This window comes from Clostridium magnum DSM 2767 (genome assembly GCF_001623875.1).
Lineage (GTDB): Bacteria > Bacillota > Clostridia > Clostridiales > Clostridiaceae > Clostridium_AM > Clostridium_AM magnum.
In genome coordinates, this window is record NZ_LWAE01000002.1 from 703,145 (window position 1) to 723,250 (window position 20,106).

The 20,106-nt window shown below is 31.4% G+C and carries 20 protein-coding genes; 13 read left to right on the plus strand and 7 right to left on the minus strand.

The window, feature by feature from the left end:
* Positions 1-74: 74 nt before the first annotated feature.
* From CLMAG_RS10695 to CLMAG_RS10710, 4 genes are all read right to left on the minus strand, one after another.
* Complete coding sequence (locus CLMAG_RS10695; protein WP_066621895.1) at positions 75-920, minus strand: metallophosphoesterase family protein; 846 nt, start codon at positions 918-920, stop codon at positions 75-77.
* Between the two features lie 33 nt (positions 921-953).
* Positions 954-1,658 (minus strand): PHP domain-containing protein, encoded by a 705-nt coding sequence (locus tag CLMAG_RS10700; protein WP_066621897.1) that lies wholly within the window; start codon positions 1,656-1,658, stop codon positions 954-956.
* Between the two features lie 52 nt (positions 1,659-1,710).
* Positions 1,711-2,274, minus strand: a complete 564-nt coding sequence (locus CLMAG_RS10705) for a hypothetical protein (RefSeq protein ID WP_242873030.1) — start codon at positions 2,272-2,274, stop codon at positions 1,711-1,713.
* A gap of 161 nt (positions 2,275-2,435) precedes the next feature.
* Positions 2,436-2,984 carry a PadR family transcriptional regulator gene (locus CLMAG_RS10710; protein ID WP_066621899.1) on the minus strand — a complete coding sequence of 183 codons (549 nt, stop codon included), beginning with the start codon at positions 2,982-2,984 and terminating at the stop codon, positions 2,436-2,438.
* A 384-nt stretch (positions 2,985-3,368) separates the two neighbouring features.
* Between CLMAG_RS10710 and CLMAG_RS10715 the strand changes: the two genes are divergently transcribed.
* Both CLMAG_RS10715 and CLMAG_RS10720 read left to right on the plus strand, forming a co-directional pair.
* Complete coding sequence (locus tag CLMAG_RS10715; RefSeq protein ID WP_066621901.1) at positions 3,369-5,318, plus strand: oxidoreductase; 1,950 nt, start codon at positions 3,369-3,371, stop codon at positions 5,316-5,318.
* Positions 5,319-5,648: 330 nt separating this feature from the next.
* Entirely contained in the window at positions 5,649-5,924 is a 276-nt protein-coding gene (locus CLMAG_RS10720) for a hypothetical protein (protein WP_066621903.1), read from the plus strand.
* Positions 5,925-6,025: 101 nt separating this feature from the next.
* Here CLMAG_RS10720 and CLMAG_RS10725 read toward each other — a convergent pair whose 3' ends face one another.
* Positions 6,026-6,454, minus strand: coding sequence for an EamA family transporter (locus tag CLMAG_RS10725; RefSeq protein WP_066621905.1), 429 nt, complete (start codon positions 6,452-6,454; stop codon positions 6,026-6,028).
* 411 nt (positions 6,455-6,865) lie between these two features.
* On the opposite strand from CLMAG_RS10725, the gene CLMAG_RS10730 reads away from it, so the two are divergent.
* The 7 genes from CLMAG_RS10730 (at position 6,866) to CLMAG_RS10755 (ending at position 13,077) form a co-directional block, all read left to right on the plus strand.
* Positions 6,866-8,029, plus strand: coding sequence for a class I SAM-dependent methyltransferase (locus tag CLMAG_RS10730; protein WP_066621907.1), 1,164 nt, complete (start codon positions 6,866-6,868; stop codon positions 8,027-8,029).
* Between the two features lie 224 nt (positions 8,030-8,253).
* On the plus strand, positions 8,254-8,715 hold the full coding sequence (locus CLMAG_RS10735; protein WP_242873031.1) for a peptidylprolyl isomerase: 462 nt from the start codon (positions 8,254-8,256) through the stop codon (positions 8,713-8,715).
* Between the two features lie 185 nt (positions 8,716-8,900).
* Positions 8,901-9,044, plus strand: coding sequence for a hypothetical protein (locus tag CLMAG_RS32380; RefSeq protein ID WP_161486953.1), 144 nt, complete (start codon positions 8,901-8,903; stop codon positions 9,042-9,044).
* 94 nt (positions 9,045-9,138) lie between these two features.
* Positions 9,139-9,684 carry a ParB N-terminal domain-containing protein gene (locus CLMAG_RS10740; protein ID WP_066621911.1) on the plus strand — a complete coding sequence of 182 codons (546 nt, stop codon included), beginning with the start codon at positions 9,139-9,141 and terminating at the stop codon, positions 9,682-9,684.
* A 16-nt stretch (positions 9,685-9,700) separates the two neighbouring features.
* Positions 9,701-10,828 (plus strand): HD-GYP domain-containing protein, encoded by a 1,128-nt coding sequence (locus CLMAG_RS10745; protein ID WP_066621913.1) that lies wholly within the window; start codon positions 9,701-9,703, stop codon positions 10,826-10,828.
* A 24-nt stretch (positions 10,829-10,852) separates the two neighbouring features.
* Positions 10,853-12,319: a MocR-like pyridoxine biosynthesis transcription factor PdxR gene (pdxR, locus tag CLMAG_RS10750; protein ID WP_066621915.1), complete on the plus strand. Its 1,467-nt coding sequence runs from the start codon at positions 10,853-10,855 to the stop codon at positions 12,317-12,319.
* 140 nt (positions 12,320-12,459) lie between these two features.
* A complete protein-coding gene (locus CLMAG_RS10755) occupies positions 12,460-13,077 on the plus strand; it encodes a LysE/ArgO family amino acid transporter (protein ID WP_066621917.1) in 618 nt (205 codons plus the stop codon).
* A gap of 1 nt (position 13,078) precedes the next feature.
* Here CLMAG_RS10755 and CLMAG_RS10760 read toward each other — a convergent pair whose 3' ends face one another.
* Complete coding sequence (locus tag CLMAG_RS10760) at positions 13,079-14,350, minus strand: S8 family peptidase (RefSeq protein WP_066621922.1); 1,272 nt, start codon at positions 14,348-14,350, stop codon at positions 13,079-13,081.
* Between the two features lie 415 nt (positions 14,351-14,765).
* On the opposite strand from CLMAG_RS10760, the gene CLMAG_RS10765 reads away from it, so the two are divergent.
* The 3 genes from CLMAG_RS10765 to CLMAG_RS10775 are packed head-to-tail and all read left to right on the plus strand — an operon-like array spanning position 14,766 to position 18,814.
* Positions 14,766-15,242: a complex I 24 kDa subunit family protein gene (locus CLMAG_RS10765; protein ID WP_066621928.1), complete on the plus strand. Its 477-nt coding sequence runs from the start codon at positions 14,766-14,768 to the stop codon at positions 15,240-15,242.
* Positions 15,243-15,246: 4 nt separating this feature from the next.
* Positions 15,247-17,124 carry an NADH-quinone oxidoreductase subunit NuoF gene (locus CLMAG_RS10770; RefSeq protein ID WP_066623036.1) on the plus strand — a complete coding sequence of 626 codons (1,878 nt, stop codon included), beginning with the start codon at positions 15,247-15,249 and terminating at the stop codon, positions 17,122-17,124.
* Between the two features lies 1 nt (position 17,125).
* Positions 17,126-18,814, plus strand: coding sequence for a [FeFe] hydrogenase, group A (locus tag CLMAG_RS10775; RefSeq protein ID WP_066621929.1), 1,689 nt, complete (start codon positions 17,126-17,128; stop codon positions 18,812-18,814).
* Positions 18,815-18,947: 133 nt separating this feature from the next.
* Here CLMAG_RS10775 and CLMAG_RS10780 read toward each other — a convergent pair whose 3' ends face one another.
* Positions 18,948-19,310, minus strand: coding sequence for a hypothetical protein (locus CLMAG_RS10780; protein ID WP_066621930.1), 363 nt, complete (start codon positions 19,308-19,310; stop codon positions 18,948-18,950).
* A 339-nt stretch (positions 19,311-19,649) separates the two neighbouring features.
* On the opposite strand from CLMAG_RS10780, the gene CLMAG_RS10785 reads away from it, so the two are divergent.
* Positions 19,650-20,000, plus strand: coding sequence for a Na-translocating system protein MpsC family protein (locus CLMAG_RS10785; RefSeq protein ID WP_066621931.1), 351 nt, complete (start codon positions 19,650-19,652; stop codon positions 19,998-20,000).
* Positions 20,001-20,106 lie beyond the last annotated feature (106 nt).

Below are 20,106 nucleotides of genomic sequence, written 5' to 3' on the forward strand. Positions count from 1 at the left end.
TACAGGCAGCTGTATTTTTGTAGGATGAGGGTAATTATAGCAATGATACTCTGGAAAAATCTACAGTGTTTTACTTAGAATTTATCTATTTTAAACTCATCTAGAAGTTTTCCTTCAGAAGTGATGGCAGAGACTTTGATGCCATCTGAATCCACATCAAACATAATGAAATGATATTTAGCTATAGGACCTATTATTACTCCTTTCTTATCCTTAAACTTATCTCTAAGCTTTTCTCCACTGCCACCTGTTATAACCTGATAGATTCCTTTTTTATATTCTATTTTTCGTCTGGAATAATTATGTTCATGACCTGAGAAGACTAGATCTATATTGCATTTCTGAACAATATTCCAAAAAGTATTTCTCTCCTCGGGATATGCGTCTAAGCAATGACTAAAATGCGCCCCCGTAGGAAAAGCAGGAGAGTGAACAAAAACAATCTTATTTTTTATATTTACAGAAGCTACTTCTTCAAGCCACGAAAGCTGTTTTTTCACGATTTTGTGCTTTTCTCCAAAGTGAAAAGCATTAAGTACTATAAATCTCGTATCATCATAGTCTGTATAAAATACAGTTCTGTTATAACCATTAAGATACGTATTAGGAAGCATATCACTATAGATTCTGCTAAAGGTTTTTTCGTATCTATCATCTTGGGGGTCATTATTAACTTCATGGTTGCCTATTACAGGAATTAAAGGCTTTCCATAATAATATCTGTCTATTAAGCTTCTTAGGTTTTGAAGTTGACTAGCTAATACCTCTTCTACGTCGCTGCCTGCAACGTTATCTCCACACAATACAATACACTCAGGCTTAGGTGTTAGTTTGCAACTTTCCTTCAAAAGTTTTATTAGTACCTTTTTGTTTATGCCGTTTTCTTTTCCCTTAGAGTCACTTAAAATTAAAAATCTCATTTTCATATCACCACCAAGAGGAATATAAATAGTTCATATAATTATATTACTACCTAAGATTAATGCTCCAGAACTTTTAACAAATTTTCGTAGTTCAGCTGAATTAAGATATGGTTCTCCAATAAGACAATGTTTGTGATCACAAACTCTATTTATATGGAAGTCCGAACCTCCTGTGTAAAAAGAAAATCTTTTAAAGGCTACGTTGATAAAGAAATTTGTATAATAATCATTGCTGCGACAGTATTTTGCTTCTATACCGTCAAAGGGCATACTTAAAAGGCTGAGAAGGTTTTTATCTGATATACGAACAGGATGGGCCAATACTACAGCTGCTCCAAAGGCTCTTAGAAGGTGAATTCCCTCAGAACTAGATAAATATTTGTTAAAGGTTTGATGTTGCCTAAATCCAAGTAACACTTTTCTAAGTTTATGAACTCGATGGGTTCTTACTAGTTTTAAAATTTGTTGAAAATCAGTACTGTTAAACTTTTTATTTCTAAAGTATCCTAAAATATGAATACTTTCATCATTAAATCTTGTAGATAACTCAACAGCAGGAATTACTGATACACCATATTCTTTGCCTGCTTCAGAGGCTTCAGCGATTCCATCTATCGAGTTATGATCAGAAATAGCAATGGTGTCTACGCCTCGACTTTTCGCGAACTTTACTATTTGCCGCGGGCTAAGGCTACCGTCGGATGCAGTCGAATGAATATGAAGATCACCTCTCATAAGCAGATTACCATCCCCTTTACTCCTTATAACCTTAAAGTAAATCAAGCTTTCAGTATACTTTTTTATATTTTTTCTTGGAGTAATTTATCCACTGAGTATAGAGATCTGCTCTATTACTTTTTAAAAAATTAAAAAAATCTTCTTTGTATCCAAGATCTTCTAGACCACTGATAAGCAGATTTGGAATTACAGACTTCTTTTTCATTGCCTTGGCAGTGTCTATAAGTTTAAGCTCACCGGAAGGCAATAAAAGGACATGAAATATTGCCGCATCATGTCTGGCATAACCAACTTTAACTATAGACTCATATAATTCTATGAGTTTGCTTGAAAGCTTTGGTGTTAATTTCTGCTTTGATAAGTATTCGTCTAATTCAATGCCATTAATATACTCCCTTATAATATAATTTGAACCATATTCATAAAGTTTAGGGAAATGTATATCTGCTTGAGCCATCAATAGAGTTTTTAGCTCGTTCTTACAGGTTTTCTTGCTTTTAAAAATCTTTATACACTTTTGAGAGTCTATTTTATATACTTTACCTTGGGTGCCTTTTCCTATAAATTGCAAATCTTTTATATTTATCTCTGGACTTAGCTTAATGTTAACCACCTGTTTCAAAAAATAATCACAATGTTAGTATATGCGGGAAAATATATTTTTGTAACAATAAAAATTGAAACTTTATTAGATTTTCTATACAAAATAAACACCAGCTATAATAGTTGGTGTCTTAATTCTATTTATTTAATTACTTGTTAAGGATTATCTTTTTATTCCTCTTTGCCTTTTTTACAATAATTAATACAATCCTTCAACCATTTAATATGTGTCTCTTCTCTCATAATAGCTCCGTTTAGAACAAGAAAATCTCCAAAGTAGTCATCATCAACAGGAGGAACACTAGTATAAGGATCTCTTTGAGTTAATAAAAAGGTTAGTCTTTCCTCATGTTGAACTAATTGATGCTCTAATAATTGTATTCTTGTGTCCATATCTAAATTATTTGAAAAATATAATCTAAGGCGAAAAACATTTTTTGGTGTTGGCTCCATAGGTTCGTCCTTTTGGAGCCATTTTAAGAAATCTTTTCTACCTTTTTCTGTAATAGTATAAACTTTTTTTTCTAACACTTCCCCAGTAATTTCAATGTTAAAAACTAAGAGTTTTTCATCTACTAATTTTTTTAGTTCTGGATATATTTGACTATGTCTTGCCGTCCAAAAATTAGCTAATTGAAAACTAAATTCTTTTGCTATGTCATAACCAGTCATAGGTTTTCTATTTAATAATCCTAAAATTGCATATTTAAGAGTTCTCATGAATTCACTTCTTCCTTTATGTATATACACATTTATTTATCCGATGACTATCCGCTATAATACACCCTTCTCTCCAAGAGGGTGTATTATAGCGGATACGTCCCTGGATTCGTGCGACTAAGAATCAGATGGGGTTAAAATCCCACCTGATTCAAGTCTTAACTTCATGAATTTATTATAACATAGTTTTTTTTTATTACAATGTGCCTTACTTGTTGAAGAGATAGAATATAAATATTACTAAAAATATATATAACATGTAACATGTAAAAATTGACATGTTTTATATCTAGTGATATTATTAACATACAAGGTAAATTAATTAACAAACAAAGAACATTAACAGAAATACTTAATATAAAAATTAATAAGGGGAATGATAGTATGCAAAGAAAATATCCAAATCTATGTAGACCAATTAAAATTGGAAATGTAACTTTTAGAAACAGAATGTTTTCTGCTCCTATGGGAGGAACAGATATTACAGCTGACTGCACTATTGGACCTGCATCTACAGCTTTTTATGAATTAAGAGCTAAAGGAGGATCTGCATCTGTTACAGTAAGTGAAGTTGTGGTTCATCCAAAAACAGAGGCCTCACATATGTATCATTTAGATCTACAAACAGTTGGATCATTATCAAGTTTCACATACACAGCAGATGCTATCCGTCGTCATGGTGCAATTGCAAGTGTAGAATTATCTCATTCAGGACAATATGCAGGAACTTATTTAACTGATAAGGATAAAAAAGAAGGAATGGCTCAATGGGGGCCAAGTATTGGAGTTCGTCCAGATGGTCGTGAAGTGAAAGAACTTACTCAAGAATTAATAGACGATATAGTAAAAGCTTATGGGGATACTGCTGCATTAGCTAAAAGAGCAGGATTTGAAATGGTTATGATTCATGGTGGACATGGATGGCTAATTAATCAGTTCTTATCACCTTATTTTAATAAAAGAACAGATAAATATGGTGGTTCTTTAGAAAATAGAGTTCGTTTTGCACAAGAAGTTCTTGATAGTGTACGTAAAGCTGTTGGACCTGGATTCCCAATAGAATTTAGATTTAGTGGTTCTGAATTATTTGAAGGAGGCTATGATCTTGCAGAAGGTGTTGAAATTGCTAAATTAGTGGAATCAAGAGTAGACTTACTTCATGTATCTGCAGGAACATACCAAAGAGGATTTGGCTTGACACATCCTTCTATGTTTTTACCACATGGATCAAATGTTTATCTTGCAGCTGAAATTAAGAAACATGTAAGTGTTCCAGTTGCAACTCTTGGTGGGTTAAATGATCCAGAAATGATGGAAGAAATAATAGCTAGTGGAAAAGCTGATGTTGTTGAAATGGCTCGTGCACTTTTAGCAGACCATGAACTTCCACAAAAGGTTATGAGTAACCGTGATAAGGATATTGTAAAATGTTTAAGATGCTTTACTTGTATGGCAGAACGTGCTATGACATCTACAAGGCGTTGTACAGTTAATCCATTAATCGGTCGTGAATTAGGTGGAATGGAAGTTATTCCAGCAGCAAAGTCTCGTAAGGTTCTTGTAGCAGGTGGCGGACCAGGCGGATTACAAGCTGCTATCACTGCTGCAAAACGTGGACATAAAGTAATACTTTGTGAAAAATCTGATGAATTAGGTGGAATACTTAAGGGAGAACAAGCACTTCCATTTAAATATGAGATGTATGAATTAGGTGTTACTCTTGGAAAACTAGCTAAAGATGCTGGTGTTGAAATTAGGTTAAATACAACTGTTACAAAAGAGTACGTAGAAAAAGAAAATGTTGATGCACTAATTATAGCAGTTGGTTCAGAACCACTTGTTCCACCAATTCCAGGTTTAGATGGTGATAACGTAGTTGTTGTTAATGACTATTATTTAGAAAAGGACAAGGTTAGCAATGAAGTAGTAGTTCTTGGTGGAGGTCTTGCAGGTTGTGAAGCTGCAATACATCTTGCACAAGAAGGTAAGACAGTACATCTAGTAGAAATGAGAGCAGAACTTGCTCCAGATGCAAATATAAGACATCGTCCAATTCTGTTAGGTGAAATCGAAAAGAATAAGATTTATGTTCATACAGAATATAAGGGATTAAAGGTAATAAATGAAGGAGTTCTATGCTCTGATGCAGCTGGTGAAGAACATCTTGTACCAGGTACCTCGGTAATCTGTGCACTTGGACAGAGGTCAAGAAGAAAGGTCGTAGAAGAATTAGTTGATTGTGCACCTTGGGTTAGAGAAATCGGAGATTGTGTACGCGCATCTACTATAACAACTGCAGTATATCAAGGATATCATGCTGCACTTGATATCTAATCCTGGTGTTGTAAGTTCAAATCACTAAAGAAAAACTATTTTTGCCGAAAGCAAAACTACAGCCTCAGACTGGCAATTCTCTTAAAAAGGGAAAACAGTCTGAGGCTTTTATTACTACAAAGTACTAGAAATTTGTGACGGTGTCCATATTTATTAATTAAGATTAGGTTTTTGAAAACAATAAAAGGCTAAAGTTTAGATCTAACAAAGATAAACCCAGGATTCCAATAGTCTACATAATATTTATAATAGCGGCAAAACTTACTATTAGACGATAATTATTAGTATGATATATAATGTATATACAATAAATTTAAGGAGCGTGTAAGCGTGATTTATACTAATGTTAAAATAAATGATAATCTAAAACAAGTAATAATAGTAACTAATGCAAAATTTGAAAATTTAAAGATAGATAAGAAAATTTTTAGGGACTTAAACCAAGATTTAAAAAGAATAGCTAACATTTTAGCTCTAAATATAAAATTTAATGGTAAAGAAGTTGAAGATGTTAGAAGGTTGGTTTTTAATTATGAACAATTAAATTCCCCTAGTTCAAATATTAAAAGTTATGTATTTGTTCCAAATGAAGTTCAATTTATTTAGTAAGGTATAGGACTTTGAAAGGTGTTAGATATGATCTAGCACCTTTTTATTATTGCTGCCAATAGTATACTAAAATATATGAAGTGTAATTTTAGTAATTACTATTTTTTGTTTATAAATATTAAACCAATTATACATAATATTATGCCAAATATTTTGTTTATCCCAAATCCTTCTTTAAAAAACAGTATCCCTATTGGGATAAGAATAAGTGCAAGAATAATATTTGCTACCAAAGAACCTATGCTTATATCCCATCCTGATCTGTATGCCATTAAATATCCAAGCTCAATACCAACGATACCAAAACCAAGTGCTACACTTGTCCAGTTTAAATCTTGAAAGGATTGAAAAAATCCTTTATCAGTTTTATAAAATTTAAATCCAATAATAGTTATAATTGTTCCGGTCAAATATGTAATGAGTAATGAAGAAAATGGATTGGCTTTTTGTGGTATTGATTTTGAAGATATATTATAGAGTATATTGGATAACACAATAATTATAATAGAAAAAACGTACATAAACATAGTTTAACCCCACTTATCAAATAAATTTAATATTGTAACTCATTGAAAATATATTGATTTGTTAAAATAAATCTGTAATAATTTTATTATTATTTTTAATTTATAACAACTAAATATTACTAAAATTTAAAACTATGTTGAAATTAGAAGCCAAAAATGAATGAGGGAATAATTATATGGAGAAAAGTGGGTAGATTAAAGAGTGTAAATATGTTTTAATGAAGTGTAAACTTAAATCAGATGGGGTTTCAAACACCACCTGATTCTTAGTTGAACGAATCCAGGGGCGTAGCCGCTCGCAACGTACACTTTGAAGAAGATGGGAGTATTAGAGCGGGTAGCCATCGGATAAAAATATACAAAATTAGACGCAATTTGTAACTTAAATAAGAAATAAGGTGAGTGTAGTATATGGATGACTTAAAAAAAGCAGTTAATGAAATACTAGAAGAAGAAATTATAAAAATAGTTATTAGTAATAAAATGAACAAGGATGTAAAATACAATAAAATAACATTCATTTTAAAAGAGAATAAGGAAAAACAATACTATCAAATAGAAAAGTATACTGATAAGCAAGTTTTTCATGAAAATATTGATGCAGATATATTAAAAGAAAAACTAATAGAGTATTTACAAGAGAATTATAAGCAACTTTCAGCGTGGTCAAATTTACATATATTTGATTTGAAAATGTCTAAGAAGGGTAAAGTTTTCTTAGGTAAAAAGAAAAGTGATAATACAAAAGTGGTAAACAAAAGTCATAATAAAGAAAAAAATTATATCCTAAAAGAGGGGATGATTATTGAACCTCTTATAGATTTAGGGGTTTTTACAAAAGAAGGTAAAGTAATAAACTCCAAATACGATAAGTATAAGCAAATAAATAGGTTTATAGAAATTATAGATGATGAAGTTAAGAAAAATGATTTTAAGGAACTTACAATCTTAGATTTTGGCTGCGGAAAATCCTATTTAACCTTTATAGTCTATTATTATTTTGTTAAGATTAAAAAAATTAATGTAAAAATGATAGGGCTAGATCTTAAGGAGGATGTTATTAAAAGCTGTAATGAAATAGCTAAAAAGTATAACTACGAAAATCTACATTTTGAAATTGGTGATATAAATGGATTCAGGTATAATAACAACGTTGATATGGTAATTACGCTGCATGCCTGCGATACTGCAACTGATTATGCTTTATATAATGCAATAAAGTGGAATAGTAAAATGATTTTTTCTGTTCCTTGCTGTCAGCATGAGTTTAATGATCAAATGAAATCAGAATCTCTATCTATACTAACAAAGTATGGAATAGTACAGGAAAGAGTTGCAGCGCTTATGACGGATGCTGTCAGAGCTAATTTATTGGAATATCTAGGTTATAAAACTCAACTTTTAGAATTCATAGATATATCACATTCACCTAAAAATATATTAATTAGAGCAGCGAGAGGTAATGTATCTAAGGATAGGAGAGAGAAAGCTTTAGCTGAAGTTCAGGCTTTAATTAAACAATTTAATTTTAATCCCACACTGTTTAAGTTATTAAAGGAAGATAGCTTAATTTAATTAAAATATTTAATACTTTAAGGAGGAAGCAAAACATGAAAATTGTTAATCTAAAGAAAAATTTAATCATTATTACTATGATGATACTGTCTATATCAGTATTTGGATGCTCAAAAGCTCCTAGCACAGATTCAAACAGTAAAAAAGATAATATAAATGAAAATAGTGGTAATTCTAGCCACAAAAGCAAATATAGTGGTAAAAAGCCTATTGTAACTATTGAAATGGAAGATGGAGGAGTAATTAAGGCAGAATTATATCCTGATGTTGCTCCTAAAACAGTAGATAATTTTGTAAGTTTAGTGCAAAGTGGTTTTTATAATGGATTAATATTTCATAGAGTAATTCCTAATTTCATGATACAGGGAGGAGATCCAAAAGGAAATGGTACTGGCGGATCAAATGATAACATTCCTGGAGAGTTTAAAAGTAATGGCTTTAACAACGATCTAAAGCACACTAGAGGAGTTCTCTCAATGGCAAGAAGTCAAGACCCAAATTCAGCTAGTTCTCAGTTTTTTATTATGGTAAAGGATACTGCTCAACTTGATGGAGATTATGCAGCCTTTGGAAAGGTTACTCAAGGAATAGAGGAAGTTGATAAAATAGTTAACGTAAAAAGAGATCAAAATGATAAGCCTTTGGAACCTCAAAAAATGAAAAAAGTAACTATAGAAATACAATAAAAAATTTTCCAATAGTACAGTGAAGTTTAACGTTCAACTATATAATAATAATTAGATTTAAATTCTATAGTGTACAATATTGTAGTTTTATGTATTAAGTGATAAAATAGAACATATAAAAGTTTAATTATTTGATATAATTATATTAATGAACATTTTAAAATAAATTTAAGGTGGTGAAGGCTATGCTAACTAATAACGATAAAGTCTGTATGATTAAAGCAAATTTAAAAACATCTAAATCTGTTAAAGGTGAGCATAGCATTACCCTTATTAAGTGTGGAGTTTGTGAAAAAATGAATATGAATTTACAGAATAATTTTAGTTAATAACACCTAGGAAGTAGGGCATACTTTCTGGGTGTTTTGTTTTTATAAGTTCAAAGTGAATTATAAAATTATATAATTAAGGGGGCGTCAATTTATGAATCAAGGAGAAATTATTGTCAAAGGTGTACCTATGAAGGCAAATAAGTTAGAAAACGGTGATGTTAACTTAGTATTTAAAGTAGGAACCTATGATGAGAAAGAATCAATTTATAGAGTGATTGTAAAAAAGGAATACTGGAAAAATGCATTAACAGGTATGAAAAATGCAAATTATTTTGTGATTAAAGGTAAGTTAAAGGCTTGTGTCAATAGTAAAGGCATTCCTTTTATTTCAGTAGAAGCAGATTCAGTAAAAATATTTAATTTGCATAAAAACGATAATGGGGAAATAGACTTGAATTATGAAATACCAGCTGGAACTGATGCAATAGTAGATATCTCAGACATAGTAAATGAGAATGAAGATATATCAATAAAACGTGCAAAAAATAAAGCCATTAATTATATGAAAAATTACAATAAATTCAATAAACCAATTGTAGTAAAAAAGGAAAGCATGATAATAGTTTCAGGATATGATCAATATGCGGCAGCACAAGAACTTGGAATAAGTAACGTGCCAGTTACCTATATAGATTAAGACAGGGGGGAATAGAATGAGGCTTGTACCGATACAGTATGTTAAAGCAGGAAGCTTTTTAGCCAAAACTATTTATGATGATAGGGGAACAATTCTGCTGAGAGAAGGTGTACAGCTAACAGAAAACTATATTAAAAGAGTAGTTCAACTTGGAATGTTTAGCATGTACATAAACGATGAGTACAGTGAAAAAAATGTTGAGGATATAATAAAACCAGAATTAAGACAAAAAGCTGTTAGAACTATAAAGGACACCTTCTATAGTTTTGAAAAATTCAATCTAAATGCAACAAAAAATAATGTGCAGGATAAAAAATATATAACTGAAAAGCAAAATTATTTCAAAGCTATTGGGGACATTGTTAAGGAAATTATGGAGGAAATGCTCTGCAAAAAAACCGTTTTAATTAACATAGTAGATATAAAAAGTATGGACAACTATACTTACCAACACTGTGTTAACGTAGCAGTCTTATCTTTAGCTCTTGGAATACAATTGCAATTAGATAAGAAAAAACTATATGATTTATGTTTAGGGGCATTAATTCATGATATTGGTAAAGCACTTGTACCAGAAGAAATATTGAAAAAAAACAATAAACTTACAGAAGAAGAAACTAGTATTGTAAGAGAACATACAAAAAGAGGATATGATTTTTTGAAGGGAAGTATAGATATATCAGCAACTGCTAGAATTATAGCTTTAGAACATCATGAGAGAGAAGACGGAAAAGGATATCCGGATATGAGGAAAGATGATGAAATAAATGAGTTAGCTAAAATAGTGGCTGTAGCAGATGTTTATGATGCACTGACTTCAGACAGACCTTATAGAAAAGCTATGAGTCCTAATGATGCAGTAGAATATATTATGGCTAATGGGCAAACACAGTTCAGCTATGACGTGGTTAAAGCTTTTAGTAAATGCATAGTTCCATATCCTGAAGGAACTATAGTGAGACTAAGTAATGGAGAAATAGCAGTAGTAGAAGAAGTATATCCTAATTTTGTATTAAGACCTAAAGTTAAAATTATAAACAAAAAAAATGCAAAAGATGAGGCTATATATAGAGATCTTAGAAATGAATTGGAAATAGTTATAAATGGACTACAATATGAAGTTACAGATGAAAAGTCTTTATAATATGTGTTTGGAAAGAGGGGGAAATTGATAGATATTAATTGGAAACCTGATAAAAATTCTTCTGTTACCTTATATAAGCAGATTGTAAATTATATAATAAGGGAGATATCAACCGGTAATTTTGTTATAGGTACTAAGCTTCCCTCACAAAGGAAACTTTCAGAGATGTTAGGCGTAAATAGAAGTACTGTAGTAGAAGCTCTTGATGAATTGAAAAGCAGAGGTTTTGTTGAAGGTAAAGGTGGTGGAGGCACTAGAATAATAAATAATACATGGTCTTTGCTCTCTTCAACTTCAAAATTAAATTGGGAAAATTATATTGATGGAAGTATACACAAACCTAATTTGCGGACTATACAGATGGTTAATAAATTAGAATATGAAAAAGATATAATTAGGCTGGGGACTGGAGAACCAGGGCCAGAGCTATTTCCACAGGATATGATGAGCAAGATTTTGAATAAATATTCAAATAAAATCAAGTCTCTGGGATATCTTGAAGCAAAAGGATTATTAGAGCTTAGAAAGATTCTTAGTCAATATCTTAAGAACTATGGCATAAATGTGTCTCCCGCTTCTATACTTATTGTTTCTGGAGCACTTCAAGCACTACAGCTAATTTCTTTATCTCTTTTGCCACCTGGTTCCAGGATACTTATGGAAAATCCGTCTTATTTAAAATCAATACATATTTTTCAGTCTCTAGGAATGAATTTAGCCGGATTAAAGATGGATAATGAGGGCATTATTCCTGATGAAATATCAAAAAATAGTGGTAAAAAAGTTAATACATTGCTATATACAATTCCTACTTTCCACAATCCTACAGGAATTGTGATGACTGAAAATAGACGTATGGAAATTTTGAATACTTGTGAAAGCTATAGGATTCCTATTATTGAGGATGATGTCTATAGGGAATTATGGATGGATGAGTTACCTCCTATGCCTTTAAAAACTAAGGATAAAAATGGAAATGTACTTTATCTTGGAAGTATTTCAAAATCTTTAGCACCAGGTTTTAGAATCGGATGGGTTGTTGGACCGGAACATGTAATAGACAGATTATCTGATATAAAAATGCAGACAGACTATGGCTCAAGTTCAATATCTCAATTAATACTGGCAGAGTGGATTAGCAGCGGGTTTTATACTGAACATCTTGAAAAATTAAGAATTCAACTAAAGCATCGACGAGATAAAACTTTAGAAATTCTAAGTGAAAATTTTAAAGATATAGCTCTATGGAATATTCCTAAAGGGGGATTTTACATATGGCTAAAACTAAAATGTAATATATCAATGAATAAATTATTTTTGGAAGCAATAAAAGAAAAAATTCTTATTAATCCTGGTAATATATATGATTTTTCTAATAATCAACATTTAAGAATATCTTACTCCTATGTCTCAAATAGCGATATGGAAGTTGGCCTTAAAAAATTATCTTATATAATAAGAGATTTAATCAAACAGGAAGACAGCTGTTAAACAAATTAAAGGTTTTAACAGTTGTTTTTATTAATTTGGTTGGTAAAATTTCTAGTCTTTTGGTTGGAGAAATTATATTTGTTTACTATTATAATTTTATTACGATGATGAAAGATTAATGAAAAGGAGCGTACTATATTATGTTACAATATTTAATTCAAGGATTTATACTAGGTTTTAGTTATGTTGCACCTATAGGTATGCAAAATTTATATGTAATAAATACAGCTATATCTATGAATAAGAGAAGAGCTTATGAAGTGGCGCTTATTACTATATTTTTCGACATAACTTTGTCTATTGCAAGCTTTTTTGGCATAGGGATGCTTATGGACAAAGTTTATTTTCTTAAGCTATCTGTTCTTTTTTTAGGATCTATTACCGTTATATATATAGGAGCAAGTCTTATAAAATCTAAGCCGCAGATATCAAAGGAAGTAGGTGTAAACATGTCATTATATAAAGTAATAGTGGCCTGTTTTATGGTAACTTGGTTTAATCCTCAAGCAATAATAGATGGTTCTTTATTACTTGGAAGCTTTAGGGCATCCTTGCCTTTTTATGCTTTAAAGTTTTTTATTGCTGGAGTATGTGCAGCATCCTTTATATGGTTTACTTTCCTAGCTACCGCTTTTTCTGTTTTTAAAAATAGTTTTAATGAAAAGATTCTAGGAAAAATAAATGTAATTTGTGGATATATAATCATTTACTATGGCATAAAACTAGCATATAGTTTTATTATTCTAATATTTCATTAATCTAATTAGAAGAATTGTTAGATACAAGTTTTACTGCGTTATAAGCATTAACTTTACCAAAACCATAATAAATATCTCTACCTGTTGTACCTAAGTCTTTAGCGGATTGATCAAGAATTTGTTTTATCTCACTAGGTGTTAAATTTGGATTTTCAGCTTTTATCATTGCTGCAACAGCTGAAACTATAGGTGCCGCCATTGAAGTACCACTCATATATGCATATTTGCCGTTAGGAACAGTACTTAATATGTTATCTCCAGGAGCAGAAACTTCTACTTTAGTGCCATAATTTGAATAAGAGGCTTTTCTATCATTTTTGCTTAATGCTGACACTGTATAAACATTTGAGTTTGATGCTGGTGAATAATTAGAACAATCTACATTATCATTACCAGCTGCTACTACTACAAGTGTTCCTTTGTCAGTAGCGTATTGAATAGCATAATCTATTTCCGGTATAGTTCCCTTCATACCCAAACTTAAATTGATCACATCTGCACCCTTGTCAGCTGCCCACTTTATTCCTTTAGCAATTATGTCGCTATCACCGGACCCACTGCTATCAAGAACCTTTACAGGAATAATTTTTACATCTAAGTTTCCAACGATGCCAAGTAAACCAGTTGTAGTTGATGAAGAACTAACAGTGGTGTTAGTAGTTATTATTCCACTTAGGTGAGTTCCATGTCCATTATCATCCATTGCATCAGTAGTGTTATTTACAAAATTATATCCATTAGAAGTATCTATCTTACCTTTTAATGCTGGATGAGTATAATCAACACCTGTATCTATTACTGCAACCTTTACCTGCCTTACTTGATTTACAAAAGACCAGGCTTTATCAGCTTCAACAGATTGTAAATCCCATTCTAAATCTTTAAGTGAAGTATTAGTGTTTTTATTACCTGTGTCATTTTGCAAATCAGGATCTTGTCTTCTAACAGGAGGTAGTCCTATTTTTACAGGTGGTAACCCAATTCTTACCGGTTTTCTCATATTTCTTAGACCATTAATTTTAGTAAGTTTGCTGTTTAGCTCATTATCAGAAAGTTTGTTTGAATAGACTACTGCTTGACTACTATTTAAAATTTCAATATTTGAGTCAGAAAGTTTGTTTTTTATATCTATTATGTCTTGTGGCGAAGAGATACTAACTACTTGTCTTACAGAATTCATATTTAAATTATTAATAGGTGAAATTGCCATAGAAGATGATAGATTAGTGGTTAGTCCAATAAGCATTAATAAGCATATTATTTTTTTGTTCATTATTTCTTTTCCTCCATTCAAAGTAAAACAAAAATTATAATTACTATCAATATTATTTTAATTCAAAAATATTAATAAGACTTTAATAAATTATGGCAAAATTGCGGCATGTTATATTATTTAAAAATTTATTATAAATATTAATTGGATATTTCGAAAAATTTAATTTAACTTTAAACTGTGAAAAAAAGTATAGAAAAATTCCATTTCTTAAATAAGAAATAAAACGAAAAAAGGAAGAGAAGTTTAAAAGTTTATTAAATAAATTAAAAATATCAAAATTTGAAAGTAAAAAACCTGACAGAATAAAATGAAAATTGAGACAGAGTGCTTTAAAAACGTTGCAATATTTCGGAAGTTAAGGTAAAATATATTAAGGGATGATACTTAACAATATTTACAAGGGGGAGAAAAAATGTGTAATTCATTTGACTACAGTAAACTAGATACTATATTGCAAAAACATAATTTTGATTCTAGCAATATTATTGCAATATTGCAGGATACCCAAGAGATTTACAGGTATTTGCCTAAAGAGGTATTTGCATATTTATCAGAAAAACTTGGGATAAGCAGAGCTAAAATATATAGTGTGGCAACTTTTTATGAAAACTTTTCTTTGGAACCTAAAGGTAAGTATATAATAAAAATATGCGATGGTACTGCTTGTCACGTTAGAAAATCTATTCCAGTATTGGAGGCTCTAAGAAAGGACTTAGGTCTTTCTGAAGCTAAAAAAACAACAGATGACTTAATGTTTACGGTGGAAACGGTTTCCTGTCTTGGTGCGTGTGGACTTGCACCTGCCATTACTGTTAATGATAAAGTACATGGTACTATGACACCAGAGAAAGCGATAGAGCTTTTAAATACGCTTAAGGAGGAGAAATAGTATGATGCTTCTTAATAGAAATGATTTAATTAATGCAAGAAATGCTTATAAAGCTAGTTTCGCAAAAGAAAAGAAAAAAATTCTTATATGTGCTGGTACTGGTTGTGTTGCTGGTGGTTCATTAGAAATTTATGATGAATTAATAAGAATAATGAAAGAAAAGGGAATAAACTGTGAGGTAGCTCTTGAGACAGAACCACATGATGAAACTATAGGAGTTAAAAAGAGTGGATGTCACGGATTCTGTGAAATGGGTCCTCTTGTAAGAATAGAACCATTTGGGTATTTATATATAAAAGTAAAATTAGAAGATTGTGCAGAAATTATAGAAAAAACTATAGTTAATGATGAGTGCGTTGATAGACTTGTATATAATAAAAATGGACAAATGTCTAGAAAACAGGAAGAAATTCCTTTCTATGAAAAACAAACAAGACTTGCTCTTGAGCACTGTGGACATATTGATGCAACTTCAATAGAAGAATATATTGCTGTAGGCGGATATTCTGCATTTGAAAAAGTATTGTTTGATATGAGCGGTGATGAGGTTATTAAACAAATAGATGAGTCAAATTTAAGAGGCCGTGGAGGCGGTGGATTCCCTGCTGGTAAAAAATGGGCTCAGGTAAAACGTCAAGCAGAGCCAATCAAATATGTTGTATGTAACGGCGACGAAGGAGACCCAGGTGCCTTCATGGATAGAAGTATAATGGAAGGAGATCCTCACAGAGTACTTGAAGGTATGATGATTGCTGCTGTTGCTTGTGGTGCTCAAAAAGGATTTATATATGTTCGTGCAGAGTATCCTCTTGCTGTAGACAGACTTGCTACTGCTATTGCAGAAGCAAAGGCATGCGGACTTATGGGAGAAAATATTCTTGGAACAAACTTCAGCTTTGATATGCAAATTAATAAAGGAGCAGGTGCCTTTGTATGTGGTGAAGGAAGTGCTCTTACAGCTTCAATAGAAGGAAAAAGAGGTATGCCAAGAGTAAAACCTCCAAGAACTGTTGAACAAGGACTTTTTGGTAAACCAACAGTACTTAATAATGTTGAAACATATGCTAATGTACCACCAATTATCCTTAGAGGATCAGAATGGTACAAATCAGTTGGACCAGAAAATAGTCCTGGAACAAAAGCTTTTGCGTTAACAGGAAATATTGAAAATACAGGGCTTATTGAGGTACCAATGGGTACAACCCTTAAAGAAGTAATATTTGACGTTGGTGGCGGAATAAGAGGCGGAAAGAAATTTAAGGCTGTTCAAATCGGAGGTCCATCCGGTGGATGTCTTACAGAAAAACACCTTGATTTACCATTAGATTTTGATTCACTTAAAAAAGCAGGTGCAATGATAGGTTCCGGTGGACTTGTTGTTATGGACGAAGATACCTGTATGGTTGAAGTTGCAAGATTCTTCATGAACTTTACAAAAAATGAGTCATGTGGTAAGTGCGTTCCTTGTCGTGAAGGTACTAAGAGAATGCTTGAAATTCTTGAGGGAATTGTTGAAGGTAGAGGTAAGTTAGAGGATATTGATACATTACTAGAACTTGCAGATACTATAAAATCAACTGCGTTATGTGGACTTGGAAAAACTGCACCATCACCAGTTGTTAGTACCATTGAGAACTTCCGTGATGAATATTTAGCTCATATTGTTGATAAAAAATGTCCATCAAAAACATGTCAAAAACTTAAGAAAATATTTATTGATAAAGATGAATGTAAGGGATGTTCTAAGTGTGCAAAAGGTTGTCCAGTTGGAGCAATTTCCGGTAAGATTAAGGAGCCATTTACAATTGATGAAAATAAGTGCATAAAATGTGGAGCTTGTATAGACGCTTGTGCATTTAAAGCTATTAAGGAGGATTGGTAGAATGAGCAGACAGTTTATGACTATAGATAACGTGCCTGTAGAAATTAAGGGTGAAAAAAATATTCTTGAACTAGTTAGAAGAGAGGGTATTGACTTACCAACATTCTGTTTCTATTCAGAGCTTTCAGTTTATGGTGCTTGCCGTATGTGTATGGTTGAAACTAAACGAGGAGGCATGGAAGCTGCATGTTCTACACCACCAAAAGCTGGCATGGAAATATTTACTAATACCCCAAGACTTAGAAAGTACAGAAAAAATATTCTTGAGTTATTGCTTGCAAATCACTGCAGAGATTGTACAACTTGTGAAAAAAGTGGTCGTTGTAGATTGCAGTATTTAGCAAAACGTTTTGGAATAAAGAAAGTAAGATTTGAAAATAGTTCCAATAAGAATTTAATCGACGATTCATCAGTAAGTATAGTAAGAGACCAAAGCAAATGTATCCTATGTGGTGACTGCGTAAGAGTATGTGAAGAAGTTCAAAATGTTGGAGTAATTGACTTTGCTCACAGAGGTTCAAAAATGACTGTAACTACTGCCTTTGATGAACCAATAGGGGACTCTAATTGTGTTAGCTGCGGTCAGTGCGCAGCAGTATGTCCTACTGGTGCTATTGTAGTTAAGAGTAATACAGATAAGCTTTGGAATGAGCTTAGTGATAAGAATACACAGGTTGTAGTTCAAGTTGCTCCTGCTGTAAGAGTAGCTATAACCTCAGAATTAGGACAGGGAAATGGTCAAAATTCAATGGGCAAAATAGTAGCAGCTCTTAGAAAAATGGGCTTTGACAAGGTATTTGATACTTCAGTATCAGCAGACCTTACAGTTATAGAAGAAACAAATGAGTTTATTGGAAAACTTCAGCAAAAAGAGAATTTACCATTATTCTCATCCTGCTGCCCTGGTTGGATAAACTATGTAGAAAATTTCCATCCAGAACTTTTAAATAAAAATATTTCAAGTTGTAAATCACCAATGCAAATGTTTGCTGCTGTATTAAAAGACTATTATAAGAGTGATGATAAAAAACTTGTAAGCGTAGCAATTATGCCATGTTCAGCAAAGAAATATGAAGCGACTAGAGAAGAATTTAAGAGAAATGGTGTTCCTGATGTAGATTATGTTGTAACTACACAAGAACTTATTAACATGATAAAAGAATCAGGAATCGTATTCTCAGAGTTAGAACCTGAAGCAGTTGATATGCCATTTGATCTTAGCAGTGGTGCTGGTGTTATATTTGGAGTAACTGGTGGTGTTACAGAAGCTGTTATGCGTAAAGTTTTAAGTGACCAACCAATTTCAGTAGTACGTTCTCTTGCTTTTGAGACTGTTAGAGGAATGGACGGTGTTAAAGAAGCTGCTCTTACTGTTGGTGATCGTGAAATAAAAGTTGCAGTAGTAAGTGGCCTTAAAAATGCGGATGATGTTATAAAGAAGATAAAGTCTGGTGAAGCTCATTATGATTTTGTTGAAGTTATGGCATGTCCAGGCGGATGCGTTGCTGGTGCTGGACAACCTTTCGCAAAAGATGGTGGAAAATTAAAACGTGGCGATGGATTATATCAAGCAGATAAAATGACTAGTATAAGCCGTGCAGATGACAATCCTTTAATGGAAAAATTATATTCAGGAATTTTAAAAGATAGAGTTCATGAATTATTACATGTACACTATCACGTAAAATAGTAATTTTTGTATAAGTTTAAATTATATAATTACCTAAAAAAGGGCGTAGTATCATTTATTATGATGCTGCGCTCATTTTATTAGTTAATATTTTATTGAATACTTTTGTTAAGTAATTTATCTAGTTCAATTTTTACTTTACATTTAAAAGCCAACTCTTTGCTTCCAATTCACTTTTACATATCTTAATAGGTATTGAAATAGATTGAGAGAATTTCTCTATGGCCATACCTTCAAAAAAGGAAGCTCCAAAAATTGCACTTGCTAAAACATAGTTTTCAGTATTATTGATATATTCTTTGAATGCGTTTACAGTATCAATATCATATTTTAAGTTAGTAATATTAATTAAAGAAAGTACTGAGTTTTTAGGCTGTTTAGAAATAAATAATCTTGATTCATCAAGAAGTTTAAATATATCCTTCCTTGATAAATTTGAAAAATTTAGTGTTAGTATATTTCTATTTTTATAATTTGTGAAATAGCATCTTTTCATAATATCCTCCGACAGCATTAATCATTACATTAATATATTCCAGTAAATAATGAATAATAACTATTGTTTTTATAATGAGGAATAAAGTTTTGTCTAAAATTTAACTATATAGATATAGATGAGATTCCTTTAGTGGAGCAAAATAACACAAAAATCCAAGTAAAATGTAGAAAAATGTAGGAATTTAAATTATAAATTAAATGCTAGTTATTTTGTTAACTTGACTAAAAAATATTACAAGTTATACTAATAAGAGATGTAAAACAATTGTAAAATGTAGGTGCATAATTATATTATAATATATTTTAAATGAGGTAGTGATTAGATTGGGGTGTTGGTGTGCCTAATAAAGATTTAGAACTAGAAGAAAAGATTAGGAGATTGGTTATCAAAATTGTAAAACATTACAGAGGTAAGGGTCCTGAAAATGTTAAAATTAAATTAGAAAATTCTAGTATAGAGATATCTATAAAAGGGATTCTTTCGAATTTATCAGAGATTTTGGTTAAAGAAGGTGCTGTTCAAATAGTAAAAGATTATTGGAAGATTATGAAGCCTTATCTTGAAAAAGAATTTTCAAAAGAAGTATATGAGCTTATTGGAAGTAATTTTAAATATAGTTGGGAGATATGTAATTTAGAAAATGAAGAGAGAACAATAATAATCAAAATTGATGAAATAGCTTTTTAATAGGCCGGCGCAGGCGAAGCAATACGTCTTGTGCTGGTGTTTTTATTTTTGTAAGTCAGTCGAATAAAGCAAAAGCGAAAAGTGTCTTAGTTAAGGCACTTTTTTC